13 protein-coding genes are annotated in these 17,434 nt (G+C 46.6%); 5 read left to right on the forward strand and 8 right to left on the reverse strand.

Going from position 1 to position 17,434, the window contains the following annotated elements; translation table 11 throughout:
* Window positions 1–40: 40 nt before the first annotated feature.
* The gene (locus QFZ78_RS23710; protein ID WP_307551204.1) at window positions 41–1,324 is read left to right on the forward strand and encodes a PDZ domain-containing protein; all 1,284 of its coding nucleotides are present in this window, start codon (window positions 41–43) and stop codon (window positions 1,322–1,324) included.
* 50 nt (window positions 1,325–1,374) lie between these two features.
* Here the strand turns inward: QFZ78_RS23710 and QFZ78_RS23715 are convergent, their stop codons facing one another.
* Complete coding sequence (locus QFZ78_RS23715) at window positions 1,375–2,190, reverse strand: OmpA/MotB family protein (protein WP_307551205.1); 816 nt, start codon at window positions 2,188–2,190, stop codon at window positions 1,375–1,377.
* Window positions 2,174–2,968 (reverse strand): flagellar motor protein, encoded by a 795-nt coding sequence (locus QFZ78_RS23720; RefSeq protein WP_307551207.1) that lies wholly within the window; start codon window positions 2,966–2,968, stop codon window positions 2,174–2,176. Before QFZ78_RS23720 ends, QFZ78_RS23715 begins: the two co-directional genes overlap by 17 nt.
* A gap of 296 nt (window positions 2,969–3,264) precedes the next feature.
* On the opposite strand from QFZ78_RS23720, the gene uvrB reads away from it, so the two are divergent.
* From uvrB to QFZ78_RS23740, 4 genes are all read left to right on the forward strand, one after another.
* Window positions 3,265–5,262 carry an excinuclease ABC subunit UvrB gene (gene uvrB / locus QFZ78_RS23725; protein WP_307551209.1) on the forward strand — a complete coding sequence of 666 codons (1,998 nt, stop codon included), beginning with the start codon at window positions 3,265–3,267 and terminating at the stop codon, window positions 5,260–5,262.
* Window positions 5,263–5,299: 37 nt separating this feature from the next.
* A complete protein-coding gene (uvrA, locus tag QFZ78_RS23730; RefSeq protein ID WP_307551211.1) occupies window positions 5,300–8,182 on the forward strand; it encodes an excinuclease ABC subunit UvrA in 2,883 nt (960 codons plus the stop codon).
* 270 nt (window positions 8,183–8,452) lie between these two features.
* Window positions 8,453–8,611, forward strand: a complete 159-nt coding sequence (locus tag QFZ78_RS23735) for a hypothetical protein (RefSeq protein WP_307551213.1) — start codon at window positions 8,453–8,455, stop codon at window positions 8,609–8,611.
* A 377-nt stretch (window positions 8,612–8,988) separates the two neighbouring features.
* The gene (locus tag QFZ78_RS23740; RefSeq protein ID WP_307551214.1) at window positions 8,989–9,189 is read left to right on the forward strand and encodes a DUF2759 family protein; all 201 of its coding nucleotides are present in this window, start codon (window positions 8,989–8,991) and stop codon (window positions 9,187–9,189) included.
* A gap of 89 nt (window positions 9,190–9,278) precedes the next feature.
* Here QFZ78_RS23740 and QFZ78_RS23745 read toward each other — a convergent pair whose 3' ends face one another.
* The 6 genes from QFZ78_RS23745 to QFZ78_RS23770 form a co-directional block, all read right to left on the reverse strand.
* Window positions 9,279–10,247, reverse strand: coding sequence for a sugar phosphate isomerase/epimerase family protein (locus QFZ78_RS23745; RefSeq protein ID WP_307551216.1), 969 nt, complete (start codon window positions 10,245–10,247; stop codon window positions 9,279–9,281).
* 48 nt (window positions 10,248–10,295) lie between these two features.
* On the reverse strand, window positions 10,296–11,450 hold the full coding sequence (locus QFZ78_RS23750; protein WP_307551218.1) for an MBOAT family O-acyltransferase: 1,155 nt from the start codon (window positions 11,448–11,450) through the stop codon (window positions 10,296–10,298).
* Window positions 11,451–11,592: 142 nt separating this feature from the next.
* The gene (locus QFZ78_RS23755) at window positions 11,593–12,495 is read right to left on the reverse strand and encodes a hypothetical protein (RefSeq protein ID WP_307551220.1); all 903 of its coding nucleotides are present in this window, start codon (window positions 12,493–12,495) and stop codon (window positions 11,593–11,595) included.
* A 168-nt stretch (window positions 12,496–12,663) separates the two neighbouring features.
* Window positions 12,664–13,863, reverse strand: a complete 1,200-nt coding sequence (locus QFZ78_RS23760; protein ID WP_307551222.1) for a hypothetical protein — start codon at window positions 13,861–13,863, stop codon at window positions 12,664–12,666.
* A 7-nt stretch (window positions 13,864–13,870) separates the two neighbouring features.
* A complete protein-coding gene (locus QFZ78_RS23765) occupies window positions 13,871–14,128 on the reverse strand; it encodes an acyl carrier protein (RefSeq protein WP_261303522.1) in 258 nt (85 codons plus the stop codon).
* A 47-nt stretch (window positions 14,129–14,175) separates the two neighbouring features.
* The gene (locus QFZ78_RS23770; protein WP_307551225.1) at window positions 14,176–17,424 is read right to left on the reverse strand and encodes an FG-GAP repeat domain-containing protein; all 3,249 of its coding nucleotides are present in this window, start codon (window positions 17,422–17,424) and stop codon (window positions 14,176–14,178) included.
* Between the last annotated feature and the right edge of the window lie 10 nt (window positions 17,425–17,434).

Genomic DNA, 17,434 nt, shown 5'->3' on the forward strand with positions numbered 1-17,434 from the left:
TGCCTTCCTATTTCTTTTTCATCAAGGAGCCCAGATTCGTATGGATGTATTGATTCAACTCTTGGACAGACTGCTGCAGGCTGTAGGGCAGTTGTTTGCGAATCCTTTTTACTATATAGGTATTCTATTTATCGTGTTGCATTATCGGAAGCAGATTCAGATGGAGCGTAAGCTGTTTCACACGCGCTTGCATTCTTTATTGAATGAGACATGGCGAACCGTACTTTGGGGTTGGCTAGGCGGTATCAGTGCCTCCGTACTTATGCTCTTCGTAGGTGTTAATATTCAAGCGAGCACGGTCATTCTGTTATGGGTCCTATCGATTATCCTAGTGATGATGCGCGTTAGATTCTTGTGTTTGGCTTATGCAGTAGGTATTTTGGGAATCGCGCAAGTGATTCTTTCGTGGATACCGAACGCAGCCAGCCTACAGGAGAGGGTTCCGGTTCTGGACATTGTAGTTGGCGCGGATATTCCTTCCTTGCTGGTCATTGTCGCCGTACTTCATCTTCTAGAAGCGATGCTCGTCGGCTTTCAAGGAGCACGCATGGCAACACCGCTGTTCCTTGAAGGAAGGCGAGGGCAAATTATCGGCGGGCAACAGCTGCAAGGCTTCTGGCCTGTCCCTTTATTCTTGCTCGTTCCTATGACAGGAGGAAGTATACAAGGTCTTCCATGGGAAACGCTGTTTGGTTCGAACCTCGCATCAGGATGGACACTTCTTGCCTTTCCGGCAATGATTGGCTTTACGGAGCTTACGATATCGAAGCTTCCCCGCAAACAAGCCCGTTTCAGTTCAAGCTTGCTCTACTTATATGGCATCATCCTATTAGTCACAGCGATTGCTGCTCATTTTTGGCCGCCGATTCTGCTTGTAGGAGCCGCATTAAGCATTGCTTTACATGAAGGATTGATTCGGTATAACCAATGGGTGGAAGATAAGCTGGTGCCGTTCTACGTTCACTCAGAGCGAGGTCTTATGGTGCTGTCGGTAGTGCCAAACAGTCCTGCCCACGAGCTAGGTATTCAAACGGGCGAACTCATTCACAAGGTGAACGGTCACAAAATCAAGACTAAAACCGATCTACACGTTGCCATGGGGCTGAATTCCGCCTTTTGCAGGCTGGAGGTGCTGAATGAGCAGGGTGAGGTGCGTTTCTTGCAGCGAGCGATATACTCTGGCGATCATCATCAATTAGGTATTATTTTAGCTCCGGATCAGGATGCATTGTACTTCTTAGAGCAAAGACCCTTGCATTTGTTTTCCTATTTGCGAAGTAAACTGACAGGCTTGTTATCCAATGATTCGACGAAATCTATGTAATTTCAAAAAAAAGACCCTATTCTCTCGTTTGAAAGAGGAAGGGTCTTTGCTTATTTAACAGTTGTTGTTGGTGAAAGCCCATCACGCAGAACAATGATTTCGACGCGGCGATTTTTGCTGCGGTTCTCATCGCTGGTGTTGGCTACTTTTGGCATCGTATCGGCATAAGCAGTAGCTATAAATTTATTGTTATCCAGTTTGGCCGTATCGCTAAAATAGCGAAGCACCGAAAGGGAACGGGCGAATGATAATCCCCAATTATCTTTGAAAGGAGAACCAGTAGCTAGAGGCAAGTTGTCAGTATGACCTTCAATACTCACCTTGCTGTTCAGCGTAGGGAAAAATGAAGCAAGCTTCTGTAGAATAGGAAAGGAGGCCGCTTTCAGGTCCGCTTTTCCTAGGTCGAATAGGAATAAGTCATTAAGGGTGATAGCCACACCGCGTTCTGTATCGCTAGCGGACACTTGTGCGTCCAGATTCTGATCCTTAATATAAGCTTGGACTTGTTTTAAAAGATCTTGAAGTTCCTTTTCGCGCTTCTCTTTTTCATTATCTTCAGGCTTTGTTTTATCTTTCTCTTCTTTCTGATCGTCTTGGCTCTGATTCTGGTTCTGCGGTGTCTGGGCATCGCCTTGCTTCGGGGTCATTTGACCGCTGACGCCAAAGCCTTTATCCAATACCGAGTCGGCTTTCTGGAATTGCATGTTTAAGGCTTGAGCTAGAACGGAATACTTTTGAACATCGACTTTACTCATTGCATACATAATAATGAAGAAAACGAGCAGAAGGGTGATTAAATCAGCGTAAGTAATGAGCCATCTCTCATGATTGACATGTTCCTCGTGCTTCTTACCTCTCCGCGCCATTATCGACATCCTCCTCTACGACTTTCTTCGTTGGTTTATCGTGGAGGAAGGAATTCAGTTTTTTCTTAATTAACTGTGGATTTTCACCAGCTTGAAGGGCGAGAATTCCTTCTAACATCAATTCCATTTCGGAAACCATTTCTTTGCCGCGAACCTTAATTTTATTAGCAATCGGAAGATAGACTAAGTTGGCGCTCATAACACCGTATAAGGTAGCTGTGAAAGCAACGGCAATGGCAGGTCCGAGACTGGAGGGATCGTCGAGATTACCGAGAACGTGAATGAGACCCATAACGGTACCGATAATGCCCATGGTTGGTGCATAGCCGCCTCCGGCTTCGAAAACCTTTGACATATTATCAACCTGGTGCTCAATTGCGTCCATCTCAAGCTCTAGAATTTGTCTAGTCAGCTCGGGATCAGTTCCATCCACCACCATAAGCAAGCCATCTTTTAGGAACGGATTTGTATGCTCTTGTGCGCGTTGCTCAAGGGCTAGTACTCCTTCTCGACGAGCGATCGAAGCCATATCCACAAGTTCATCAATCGTTGCCCTCGGATCTCTTTTTACTTCTTTGAAGGCAATGCCTAGAGCTTTAGGGATTTTGGCTAAAATAGAGAGCGGGAAGCTGATGGCTACTGCACCAAAGGTTCCGCCGAAAACGATTAGCATGGCACTCGGGATGATCAATGAACTAATATGACCGCCATCCCACATGTACCCGCCGACTAAACCTACAAGACCCAATACTAATCCTAAAACTGTTGTCAAATCCATGACTGTACCACTCCTAATTAGCATAAAAAGAATAGGAACCTTAAAGCAACCAGATAAATTCGTTGGGGCCTCTCTCCATAAAATTTATACGGCCGTAACAGATATTGCCGTTTGCATCCATGATTCAAAAAGGGTATAATGGAAAAACCAGAACAAACATTCTTATGATGGATGATTTTAGAGATTCCTTCATATTTGTGCAAAATAAGTTCCATAAACTTCTATATCGGAAATAGCATAAGGAAAGTTAATAGGATAAAAGTTCGATTTATTTCGATAAGTGTAGGTGATTATTGATGAGTGAACTAGAAATAAGTTCCAAGAAGTTTGAACTAGTATCGGATTTTTCTCCACAAGGCGATCAGCCTAAAGCGATTGAGGAAATTGTTCAAAGTATTCAAGCGGGTAATAAGCATCAGACGCTCTTAGGTGCGACGGGAACGGGAAAAACGTTCACAGCGGCGCAAGTTATTGCCAAGTTGAACCGTCCTACCCTGATTATTGCGCATAACAAAACGTTAGCCGCACAGTTGTGCAGTGAATTTAAAGAATTTTTCCCTCATAATGCCGTCTCCTACTTCGTTAGTTACTATGATTACTACCAACCAGAAGCCTACATTGCCTCCTCTGACACTTACATCGAGAAAGATTCCAGCATCAATGAAGAGATTGATAAGCTTCGTCACTCAGCGACAAGCTCGTTATTTGAACGCCGTGACGTTATTGTCGTTGCGAGCGTATCGTGTATTTACGGCTTGGGTTCGCCAATTGAATATGGGAATATGCTGCTTTCTTTACGTGTAGGTATGGAGAAATCGCGCAATGAGATTTTACACAAGCTCGTGGATATTCAATATCAGCGGAATGATATGAATTTTGTCCGCGGGACGTTTCGCGTGCGTGGAGATGTTGTTGAGATTTTTCCAGCGTCCCATGGCGAACAAGCAGTGAGAGTTGAATTGTTTGGTGACGAAATCGAACGGATAACGGAAATTAACGTGCTTACCGGCGAGATTATCGGCGAACGCGAGCATATTGCTATCTTCCCGGCGTCTCACTTTGTGACGCACGAAGATACGATGAAACGCGCGCTTGTGAATATTGAGCGTGAGCTTGAGGAACGTCTTGCCGAGCTCAAAGAGCAAGGGAAGCTACTCGAAGCACAGAGGCTGGAACAGCGGACGCGTTACGATATGGAAATGATGCAAGAGATGGGCTTTTGCAATGGTATTGAGAATTACTCAGGACCGCTGACTTTCCGCGAGCGAGGGGCTACGCCTTATACGCTTTTGGATTATTTCCCGGACGACATGCTTTTCATGGTTGATGAGTCTCATGTGACTTTGCCGCAAATTCGCGCGATGTACAATGGAGATAGGGCGAGGAAAGAAGTATTGGTTGACCACGGTTTCCGTTTGCCATCTGCACTCGATAACCGTCCTCTACGCTTTGAAGAGTTCGAGGAGAAAGTCAGCCAAATTTTATATATATCAGCAACACCTGGACCTTACGAGTTAGAACATTGTCCGGAAATGACGCAGCAAATTATTCGTCCTACGGGACTATTGGATCCTATTATTGAGGTAAGACCAACCAAGGGACAAATCGATGATTTAATAGCCGAAATTCATGATCGAATTCGTAAAGATGAGCGGGTGCTCGTTACTACCTTAACGAAAAAGATGTCGGAGGATTTAACCGACTACTTTAAGGAAATCGGTATTAAGGTTCGGTACTTGCACTCGGATATCAAGACATTTGAGCGTATGCAGATTTTACGTGATTTGCGGTTGGGGACCTTCCATGTTCTTGTGGGGATTAACCTCCTTAGGGAAGGACTTGATTTACCTGAGGTTTCGTTGGTCGCTATTCTAGATGCGGACAAAGAAGGGTTCCTACGCTCGGAACGATCGCTGATTCAAACCATAGGCCGTGCGGCGAGAAATTCAGACGGTCGCGTCATTATGTATGGAGATAGAATTACGGATTCCATGCAGAAGGCGATCTATGAGACGAGTCGCCGCAGAAGTCTTCAAGAAGCACATAATGAGAAACTGGGGATCACGCCGCAGACGATTGCCAAGAAAATTCGCGATGTCATCGAAGCTACGAAAGTAGCTGAACAGAAAGCGGATTATCTGGCCGATGTGAAGGGTGCGAAGATGTCGAAGAAAGATCGCGCATCGCTGATCGAGCGTTTGGAAGGCGAGATGAAAGAGGCTGCGAAGAACCTACAGTTTGAACGAGCCGCGCAGCTGCGTGATGCTATTATGGAAATGAAAGCTGACGCCTAGAAGTGGCATCAGCTTCACATAGGAGAGGAAGGGTACTGTGTCTAGAGATCAAATCGTCATTAAAGGAGCTAGAGCTCATAATCTGAAAAATATCGATGTCACGATTCCACGTGATAAGTTTGTTGTTCTTACAGGCTTAAGTGGATCAGGGAAATCGTCGCTTGCCTTTGATACGATTTATGCGGAGGGGCAGCGTAGATATGTTGAATCTCTATCTGCCTATGCCAGACAATTTCTAGGGCAAATGGATAAGCCGGATGTAGATTCGATTGAAGGTCTATCACCGGCTATTTCCATTGATCAGAAGACAACAAGTCGCAATCCGCGTTCCACGGTTGGGACAGTAACGGAGATTTACGACTATTTGCGCTTACTATATGCTCGAATTGGACGTCCGCATTGTCCGACCCATGGCATTGAGATTACATCGCAAACCGTAGAACAAATGGTGGATCGCATTATGGAGTATCCGGAACGAACGAAGCTCCAGATTCTAGCTCCCCTTATTTCAGGACGCAAAGGCGAACATACGAAGCTGCTTGCTGATATTCAAAAGCAGGGATTCGTTAGGGTGCGTGTCAACGGTGAGACGGTCGACCTCGCTGAGAAGATAGAACTCGACAAAAATAAAAAGCACACGATCGAGGTCGTTGTTGACCGTATCGTGATCAAAGAGGATGTTCAAACTCGCCTTGCGGATTCCCTGGAGACAGCGCTCAAGTTGGCAAATGGCCGGGTAATTGTCGATATTATTGACAAAGAAGAGCTGCTCTTCAGCCAGAACCTAGCCTGTCCGGAGTGCGGCTTCAGTGTTGAAGAATTAGCGCCGAGAATGTTTTCGTTTAACAGTCCTTTTGGCGCTTGTCCCGATTGTGATGGACTAGGCAGTCAAATGATTGTTGATCCTGATTTACTTGTTCCAGATATGAAGCTAACGATTGAAGAGGGAGCGTTCGAAGCATGGGCCGGCAGCACTTCCAACTATTATCCGCAGTTCCTTGCGGCGGTTTGCGAACATTATTCCATCCCGCGCAATGTGCCTGTTTCTGAGATCAGCAGTGATCAGATGAAGGTTATCCTTTATGGAACAGGCGGGGAGAAGATTCGCTTCCGCTACGAGAATGATATGGGAGCGAGCAAGGAAGCGCTAGTTCCTTTCGAGGGTATCATTCGCAACTTAGAACGCCGATTCAAAGATACGTTCTCTGAGGGAATCAGGGAGCACATTCAGACATATATGAGCACGAAGCCTTGTCCGAAGTGTAAAGGACAGCGTCTAAAGCCAGAAACGTTAGCTGTGACGATCAATGGCAAAAACATTGCTCATGCAACTTCCCTTTCGATTGGTGACGCTGAGGAATGGTTCAAAGGGCTGGACTTGAATGAACGTGAGCTGACGATTTCCAATTTGATTCTCAAAGAAATCAGATCGCGCCTAGGGTTCCTAGTCAACGTAGGTCTTGATTACTTAACGATGCATCGTGCTGCAGGTACATTATCGGGTGGAGAAGCTCAGCGGATACGCTTGGCTACTCAGATCGGTTCTAGTTTGATGGGTGTCCTTTATATTTTGGATGAGCCTAGCATAGGACTGCATCAGAGAGATAATACGCGTTTGATTCAGACGCTCGAACATATGCGTGATCTTGGTAACACGTTAATCGTCGTGGAACATGATGAAGATACAATGATGGCTGCCGATTACATTATCGATATCGGTCCTGGTGCCGGTATTCATGGCGGACAAGTCATTGCGCAAGGTACGCCTTCAGAGTTGATGAAAGACGAAAACTCGCTTACAGGGCAATACCTCAGCGGCAAACGGTTTATTCCTATTCCAGCAGCGCGACGCAAGCCGAATGGGAAATGGATCGAGGTCAAAGGCGCCAAAGAAAATAACTTGCGCAACGTCTCGGCTAAAGTGCCACTCGGTGTATTCACCTGTGTAACAGGGGTATCTGGTTCAGGCAAAAGTACGTTGATTAACGAGATTTTGTTCAAAACCTTGTCGCGTGATTTAAACGGAGCTAAGGTGCGTCCTGGTGAGCACAAGGAGATTGTAGGCCTTGAACATATCGATAAAGTCATCGATATTGACCAATCACCGATTGGTCGTACGCCGCGCTCGAATCCAGCGACGTATACCGGTGTATTTGACGATATCCGTGATGTTTATGCGAATACGAACGAAGCCAAGGTTCGCGGTTACAAGAAGGGACGCTTCAGCTTTAACGTGAAAGGCGGCCGCTGTGAGGCTTGTCGTGGAGATGGCATCATCAAGATCGAGATGCACTTCTTACCAGACGTGTACGTGCCTTGTGAAGTCTGTAAAGGCAAGCGATATAACCGTGAGACGATGGAAGTGAAGTACAAAGGCAAGAGCATTTCCGAAGTGTTAGAGATGACGATTGAGGACGGCTGTGAGTTCTTCAAGAACTTGCCGCGTATTCATCGTAAGCTGACGACACTTTTGGATGTTGGACTGGGCTACATGACCCTCGGCCAGCCAGCGACTACGCTGTCCGGCGGCGAAGCCCAGCGTGTGAAGCTCGCAGCGGAGCTGTACCGCCGCAGCACAGGCAAGACGATCTACATCCTGGATGAGCCCACTACGGGGCTCCACATCCACGATATCGATCGTCTGCTGAAGGTTCTTCACCGTCTCGTTGAGAACGGTGAAACCGTGCTTGTCATCGAGCATAACCTCGATGTGATCAAGACGGCGGACCACGTCATCGATCTAGGCCCCGAGGGTGGTACCCGCGGAGGACTGATCGTGGCTGCCGGTACGCCGGAGGATGTCGTGAAGGTGGCCGGGTCCTACACCGGCCAGTACTTGAAACCGATCCTTGAAAGGGATCGGGAGCGCTCTGAGAACTACACAAAGCGTCTTGAAGTGCTAGAAGAATCAGTAGGCTAGTAAGTTACCCGAATAAGCTTGGCTCACGATACAAGAGATCGTGACGCCAAGCTTATTTTGTTCTTTTGTCACAATTCCGACTAACAAACGTTTAATTTTGTTAATACTTAATTGAATGATACAAGCTTCGACAATTTAACCCTCTATCCCAATGAAGGAGAAAAGACCTATAATTAGGTTATAAGTTGCATACGAAAATATCCCTCTTACTAACTATCCATGATCGAGGATATAAGCAGTTCTAATCTATCTACTTTATGGAGGCTTGTTATGAAACCGACGTTAGAGTTACAACAGATTGTTTCTGCTTTAGGTATTGATCCTTTTCGATTCTTAGCTTGGCAGGAAAAAGAATTAGCAGAAAAACTACAAAACGCATATATCGAGGAGCATAAAGAATTCGACCCCGTGTACGGACTAGTCGTTTAAGTGCAAATCTATGAAAACATAGAACCCGAAATGTCCCTTGATAGGGATTTCGGGTTTATTTTTTGTAGCTTGTGTATTAAGTTAAGCATTGAATCTTGGCATACCCAGAGTTATAAATAGTCGAAGAGATGGACATTTTATACTTACGAGGCAGGTTTGAGAAATCCCGGTTCATCATGAAACAATCATTGATTTGATGTTAGGGCTCTAATGAACCCATCCATTAACGGCCTTGTTATGTGGTCAAGCCCTGTAAAAGGTGACAAACTTGTTACACATCAGTGTAATCACTTGCATCTAGTGCTCAATCAAGCTAACATAGAATTAAAATAGCAGGACGTGTGCCTTGCACCGAGTTACTATAAGGAGGTTTCACCATGTTATTAGCGGAAGCAGCAGCAACAACAAGTACGTATACAAGCTTTGATATTTATGTTTTGATCTTCACGGTGATCATCGCCATTGCTTTCATCAGAGAGTTGATCAACCCTAGAAGAAATGTGTTTGCTCTAGGATTTGCGGGGGTTTCCTTGCTCGTATTCGGCTTCATGGATTACATAATGATCACCGGCTGGTAATCTGAGCAAAACAAGATAAAAGCCCACAGGACCAAGATCGTAAGATCATAGGCGCCTGCGGGCTTTTTTGTTTTATTTAAAGCGAATGCTTATACCCACCACATTTCACCAAGAGGTTCCTTGATGAGGACTTGTTGAAGATTTTGCACTGCTTTGGAGAATCCTTCTTCAACGGACATCAAACCGTCTTCGTGCTCGATGCTCACTACATAGTCATAACCAACAAGGCGCAGAGCGCTAATGATGTCAGCCCAAACCTTCATATCGTGACCATAACCAACGGAACGGAACTGCCAAGCGCGGTCAAGCATGTTGGCATAGGATTGCATGTCCGTTACACCATAGCGGTTTACATTGTTAACATCAAGCGATGTATCTTTAGCATGGAAATGGTGAATCGCTCCGGCACGGCCAAGAATTTGCACAGCTTGAACAGGATCGATACCTTGCCACCACATGTGACTCGGGTCAAGATTCGCTCCGATTACATCGCCTGCTGCTTCACGAAGACGAAGGAGGGTTGCTGGCGTATGTACGGAGAAACCACCGTGCAGCTCCAGTCCTATTTTAATATTACGGTCGGAAGCGTACTTGCCTGTCTCTGTCCAGTAAGGAATAATTTTGTTCCCCCACTGCCAGTCCAGAATCTCTTGGAAATCGTTCGGCCAAGGCGCTACCGGCCAGTTCGGATACTTCGCATCCTCGTGGTCGCCAGGACAACCAGAGAACGTATTAACTACAGGTACCTCTAGGCGCTCAGCAAGATCAATCGTTTGTATAATAGCATCATGAAACTCTTTAGCAATGTGTTTTTGCGGGTGCAGCGGGTTCCCGTGAGCGCTAAGTGCGCTGATTGTCAAACCGCGGGATTCCACCGCATGTTTAAATGCTTTTAGTTTCCCTGCGTCTGCGAGAAGTTCGCTTGGGTTGCAATGCGCTGTACCGGGATAGCCCCCTGTACCAATTTCAACAGCATCCAAGCCTTTCGCAGCAATGTAATCCAACGCTTCCTCGAAAGGTTTTCCACCGAACAGAACCATAAAAACGCCTAACTTCATTAGGTACACCTCCATAAATGGTAAACAACCACACAAATTATACCACTATCACCCAGTAAAATGAAGCAAGCCTTTATAGATTCGAAGTACCGTCTCATAATTGGAGCTGTAGATAATAACCGAGAACGTAACCAACGCTTGTGTCACGAAACAACGGAAGTAGAAATAGGTTTTGGATACTTTCTTTTTGTTAACGGTAGTGATTTTAAATATATTTTCGATGGCCAGAATGATCCCATGGTAGAGCCCGTAAAAGAAATAAAGCCATGTGAAACCATGCCATAGACCAATTAAGACCATAATCAGAACGGACAAGCTGGAGGCTACCCAACGGGATGGAGCAGTACGGGAGAAGAACATGAAGATATGATCTCGGAAAAAATCACCTAACGTCGCGTGCCAATTCCGCCAAAACTGCGTCATGGAAGGCGAGAAGAGTGGACGCTTGAAGTTCTCAGGCATCGTATAGCCCATCAATCGCCCAAAGCCGATCGCCATATCGGAATAACCAGAGAAATCGAAGTAAATGAGTGCGTAGAACCAGATCAATAGAAATAACGACTGATGAGTGTGTAGATCCTGCTTTAGCACTTGATCGAAAATGCTGGTCATCCAGGTGACGACAACGATTTTTTTAAACAATCCTAAAATGATCCGTTTCACACTGTCTTCGAAGAGCGCAGCGTCTACGCTGTAAGGCTTTTTGCTATCGGCCATGAAATCACGGAATTTTAAAATCGGCCCCGATGTAAAAGTTGGAATGAATAGCAGGTAATTCGCGTAATCTATGGCTGGAACTTGACCTTCTTTACCGAAGAAATATGCGAAATAATAAGCATCGATCACTTTAAGAACGTTATAAATGAGGCCTAAATAGATGATAGCATCGAATAAAGGATTGTGAAAAATGTCCATGACGAAAAGCCGGACACCGAGAAATACACCGACAACATTAGCGGCAATCGCGAAAATAAAGGTCGCTTTACGCCATAACGTCGTTCGGCATAGATAAACAAAGCCAGCATAATTAATGACCGTAAAAGCAGCATAGAAAATGAGCAGCTTCTCGCTGAACAGCAGCAGAAAGCAGAGGCTGAAAATAATCATCAGAATGCGTTTGTTATTAGCCCACTTGCGGGTGAGCATCAGAACGGCAACCATGCCAATCATAGCGATAATTGCGTTCATGTGCATATAAAACATAGCTATAGAACTCCTCGCTTCGAAAGCTTGATCGGAATCAACTTAGACATCTGGCCGATTTAGAAATGCTAGAATTTCTCGTAAATAAACAAGCCCTTGCCGGTAAAATAAATGAAAACCAAGTACAACATCACGAGGTAGATCAAGACTTCGATGGTTTTCCTAAGGATTTTAACCATGTGTCAACCTCCTTCGTAAATAGCGGCGCGCCCTCTTCGCGGTTTAAATGAACAAGGTCATGGAAATAGCGTGGATCGTATTTGTGCAGCAAATCCAGCGTAGGCACATTCGCAGCTTGCAGTTGGCGGTTTCCTTCTTGCATCAAGGAGGCGACATAAGGCGGATCTGCATAGCCTTTGTTCCACGGCATCCAAATCACTCGCAGAGGAAGTTGATGTTTATTCGCATACTGGATAACCCACTGCAGAGCATCCAAATTTGCCTGAAAATCCTTCAATGTCATAGCACCGAAGCGTTTGTCATAATCGGTCCATTTCGTCTTTAGGAAAGCATCGTCTTTGTGCCCGGGGTAAAGCTCTTTATCAATCCAACGTGGTTCGTAGGCAAGGCTGCCTTTACGCAAAGTACGAGCAAACTCTTCACCGGAGTCTCGGAAATAGTCGCGGTAGGTATAAACATAAGGCTGGTACCATGGTTTGAACCATTGGTATGTTGGATCTGTTTCAAGTGAGTCCAGCATGGTGTGAACATCGATGCCAATCACAAGCTCATCCTTTACCTGGTAAAGGTTATTCGATAGGATGGCTTTCAGGTCGGTTAGCTTTCCATAGGAAAGTCCCATCTCAACCAAATGGGCTTCGGACTTCTCTTCGATATACGCACCGGTAACGGATGAATTACCGAAGAAAACCGGACCCGATTGGGACCAGCCGTGGTGGTAGAGCGTTTTGGTAAAGTCGTTTTTGTAAAAACGGCGGGAGCTAACCATCGGATTCCACCAGGAAATGAGCAGGTCGGAGACGACGATTGCCAGCAGCAGGCCGAGTACGAAGCTATTTTTTTTGAGAAATGCAGCTACTTTCAACGGTATCACTCATTATCTTTGTATAGGATGGACGCTTCATAACGTTTGGCTTGCCATAGAGAACGCATGAAGCATTAGTTGGCCCACAGCTGACAAGGAACTGTATATCGTACAGCTAATGTCGGCGTGTGGGCCATGTGATGTTACTTTGATGAACTGATGAAGCACTTACAGCGCCTTCTCCTGCCAAGCATGGTACTGCTCACGGAATGTGGCTGGCCACTGCTGCTCGTCGAGACCGTACTGCGCTAAGAATGCGAACGCCCAGCGTTCGATTCCAAAGCCTACACAGCCTGTAACGGCGTTGCGCTTGCCCATTTTAATATTAAAAGCATTCCCAAACGTGTTGCTATGGAAATTTACAGAGGAACAGGCGATTGACTTCTTCACATGAGGAATGCTCAAGCGCAGCTCATACTTCATCTCTTGATTGCGTTGGAAGGACGCTTTCACTTGGAAATCGTTTGTGAAGAACGGGTCGTTGGCGATCTCCATCATACTGTCCACGTTCCATTCAACGGCAAGCTCTTTAAGATATTCGATCGATTTTAGGCGATTTTCTTTGACGAAATCTGGTTTACCGACGAAAATAATTTCGCGCATCGAGAAGTCGAGCAGACGACCGAAATCGGTGTGGTTTTTGGACTCGAAGCGGTGACATTTCGCAATGGCTGTAACGACGATGCCGTCACCCTCAAGCGTTTCATTCTCTAGGCCTTCATAGCAGTGATAACAAGTAGATGGATTCATCATGAAGTTCGGCTTCACCATATTGTTATCAAGCGCGAGCGGCTGCTCTTGGCTCCAACCGCCAGCTTCGCGGATCGATTGGGAGAAAGACTCAATGACATCGAGATCTTCACGTAGATGAGTCACGAAATGAATGTGCTCCGGGAAAGAAGTGAAGTGATTCGTTTTATTCAAAGTATGACTATGAATAACAGCAGGATATGACTCTTCCTGCATGCCTTCGAACCGCTTGGCGATCTTCGTAACGAAAGAGTAATCAAAGAAACGCATTAAGCTGGAGAAAGGCTCACGGAAAATAAAAAGACCGGGCTCCAACACTTTGATTGCTTTACGCTCTACAAGCTCAGCGATTATATCGCCTTCGTAAGGGGTATCGACTTTATGCTCGAATAGAATGTTTTCCTTGAAGCCGAAATCGCCGTGGGAGAAACGTTCAATGAGACGCTGAACCCGCTCGGTAATACCTTCGTTTCCATTGGGAGAGTTATGCGTAATGATGATGTGACCATCCACAAGGGCAATATCCTGAATATGCTCATCGGCAAAGGCGGACGCGTATTTGACTTGTCCATGCTGACTTTCAGCCAGGCCTTCTAAAGAAATTTTACATGTCAACATGAGTGGGTTACCTCGCAGTCTTCTTGGAAATAAAATCGGCAATTTCGCTTACCGTGTTCATGGAGTACAGCATTAAATCTTGATTCGTTACTTGGATACTGTACGTTTTCTCAATATGGGCGATAAGCGCTGTGGCACCGATGGAGTCAATGAACCCATAATCAAACAGATGAACATCAACATCAAAATCATCGTCATCCTCAGCAATTTCATAACGCTCGCGAATATGCTGTTCAAGCTGCGCTACTAATTCTTCATTAGACATGTTGGAAAGCCTCCTGGTTAAAGTAAAAGTGGTAAAGGAACGTTAGTTCACTTTGAGGTGAAAGAAAGTGTCGTCAAATCACCGTATCGGGTGATGGTGTACATATGTGTTTGGGCGTCATGCTCGATTTTGACCTCGGATGATTCGTCGAAACGCAGCTCTGTAGGACTGAATACCTTCACTTGCTGCAGACCTGCTGATTTCAGGATTAATTGATGAGTGTTTCCTTGCTGGGTTAGCTCAAAAGGAATATTAGAACGAACGACATGAAACTTCTCCTTGGTCGCTCCAATACCGATGGAGGATGGCTTAGCCAAACCTAGATAAAATCGGTTATCAATTGTCGTGTAAATATCCGAATCACTTTGTAGGGAGTATAGGGCAAGTTTTTCACCCTTTTCGATGACAACACCCAGTGTCGCAGCATACTCACCAGCCAAGCTTGGCACCTTGTCGGTATTCGGTGTCAAAGTGGCATGAAAGTGTGGACTGCCGCCAGCTAATCGATCTTTGAGCTTGTCCCATAAATATGAGGCCCATGACTGACTGATACGAACCTCGCTTTTCATAGCGGTTAAGAATGACTTCGCCATCTGTGTTTCGGTCATAAAATTATAATCATGCTTCATACGAAGTTTATTAAAGTAGTCAGCAAAATTGGTTAAATCGGCAACCAAAGATGGTACGGGAAAATGGTACTCGATGTGTTCGAAATAATCAATCGGCATATCCAATTTAACCATCGATTCGAAAACATCTGTCGTCGCATAGTCTCCTGTTCGCAGCACCGGCGTCGGTGTATGAATCAGCATCGTATGATCCGTATTCCCTTGTTTATCCTGTAGTAGGAAGGGAAGCGACCAAATCTCTTCCGGGCGTGGAATAACGGGCGAATCGGGTGATAAGAATCCGAAATTGTACCATAATCCTTGCTGCTGTTCATTTTCCAGTGTTTGCTGGTGATCTATGTTATTGATGCGCCACGTGTGTTGGTTCGTTCCAAGGTGCAGCCAAGGGATGCCGAGCTTATCGAATGCTTTCTTGTGAAGGGAAAGCTCAGTGCGCTCCTGCTCAGCACTTTTGAAATTATGCACAAACACGTGCGGATCGATTTGTAAATGATTGTCACGCGCGTATTGGATGAACTCCTTCAATTCCGCTTGATAAGGAAACTGCGGGTCGTCGATCGAAACGGGGGACCCGAATTCGATACCGCCGACGACCAGGTCGTCTTTACCGTCGTGATTAAGATCTATCCAAAGCGGGACGGAGTAGTGGCCTGCAACCAAGGCGTGATCGCCGACTTGGTTCAGGGTTGCGCCCTGTAGGGGACCCTGTGGCGTCCAAGCGCCATTATCAGAGCCTTGGAGATACACTTGCAGGTCCCCGTCGCTGCTGCCGACCACGATATCGAGTCGGCCGTCGCCGTTGATGTCACGCACGGATGGTGCGGCGTGCGTAGATTTATTTGGCAGCGGGAACAGAGCGCTGCCCTGAGCTTCTAGCTCAAGGCCCACTGCGCTGCGGCCTTTGTAGAGCCATACTTGTCCATCGGCTCCGCCTAGGACAAGGTCGAGCTTGCCGTCGCCATCGACGTCGGCGACGCTCGGCGCTGCAGGCCCTCCGGGCAGCTGCAGCGGCTTCCCGCCCGCGAGCAGCGCCGCGGGCTTCGCGAATCTGCCGCTAGCGAGCTGCGGCAGAAGCAGCACGGCCCCGGACTCGTCGGAAACGACGAGGTCCGTGCGGTCATCCCCGTTCACGTCTGCGGCGTGAACGGCACTGTAAGGGCCAAGCTGGAGCGGCAAGCCGGACTCCAGCAACAGCTTCACTGGCGCGCCGAACGTGTCCGGCAGCGCCAAGCCGTCAGGCGGCGGCTCACTCGTGTAGGCCGCCGCGTCAACACCTTGATTCGTGTACACATACACGAATCCATCCGAACTGCCGACGACGAGGTCCGTGCGGCCGTCGCTGTTCATATCCGCGGCTGCCGGGTACGCGCGGTAAGGCAGCTCAATCGCGCTCGACAGATCGCGATACTGCGGAAACAAAGCCTGCCGCAGGGGCTTGCCGGCAGCCATCACGTGCAGTCCGCTCGCGTATCCCGAGCCGGGCAGCTCACCGACGAACTTCGGCTGCGCGTTCGTCCCCGTGTTAAGCTGTACCGTCACGCTCTCATGCCACTGCCCCCAGTAGAAGGCGTTGCGGACAAGTGTAAACGATGGAATCTCGTTATATTCCTTCAGCTTCTCCGCCCAAGCGATGCCATCCTTTTGCCCAATTGCCGGCATCGCCTCAAAATGATTCTGAAAGGCCATCGCGGGCCTTCCGTAAGGTCCAAGCATTTTTTTCACACTGTAACCAAGTGTTTCTTTCGATACATAAGCCAGCAGTTCACTGCGATACTGCATGTTCGCTGCAGCAAAAGCAAAGTTAAAGTAAGGCTCAATCGGTAACGTTTTTCTATTGAAATAAGTTGTTCCCGGAACTCCTTTCATTGCTGCTTGGTACTTTGCAGCCAGCTGAGAGAAGCCTAGGTTCGGGTCCATGCCGCTCATCATGTCGTAGCCTGTTAGGAAGTACCGGTTAGGCAGAAAGTTACTGCTGATCAGCACGGTACCTTTTCCAACGCGGTTCTGCATAACAAGTGAAACAGGCATCTTCGACTCCATTGGTTTATTCATTGCCACAATCGTTTGACCTGTGGAGGGATCGAAACCGAATCCGAGGTTAAAACCAGGTAGATCGTCCATTGTATTATGCTTAAGATAGCTTTGCGTAAATAATTGAAAGGTTTGTTGAATGCCCTGAAGATTAACTGGCACTTGCGGGTAGCTGAGAGACAGTGAATCCCCTGATAAGAAAGGCGAGCCAAATTTGTTCAGTGGTACCTTTTTTAAATCAACAATTCTGGCAGCTCCAAGAAAATCCAGCGGAAACCGGTCAGCAAACTCATTTTCCACTAATAAATGCCCGCCCTGCTTTACGAATGTTACGAGTTTCGAAGCTTGTTCCGTCCACCCGGCATCTTGCGCAAGGGCAGGATCCAGATAAATTGCATCGTACTTACGAAGCTGGCTCGTTGATAAAGAAGGCAGGTTTTGTTTATCAATGTGAACGCCTGCTTGCAAGGTTTGCTGAAAATTTCCATAGGCTGCCGCATCATAAAGATCCCCGCTTGTTGCATAGAGGAGCTTGGTTTCATCTACTTTTGGCAAAAATAAAAGAAGGACAATGAGTAATAGGCTACTGATGACGCCTAGTCCGATCAATAACTTAAGAACACGAATTTTCGACAAAACCAAAGGT

Origin of the sequence: Paenibacillus sp. V4I5 (assembly GCF_030817255.1) — a bacterium.
Lineage (GTDB): Bacteria > Bacillota > Bacilli > Paenibacillales > NBRC-103111 > Paenibacillus_E.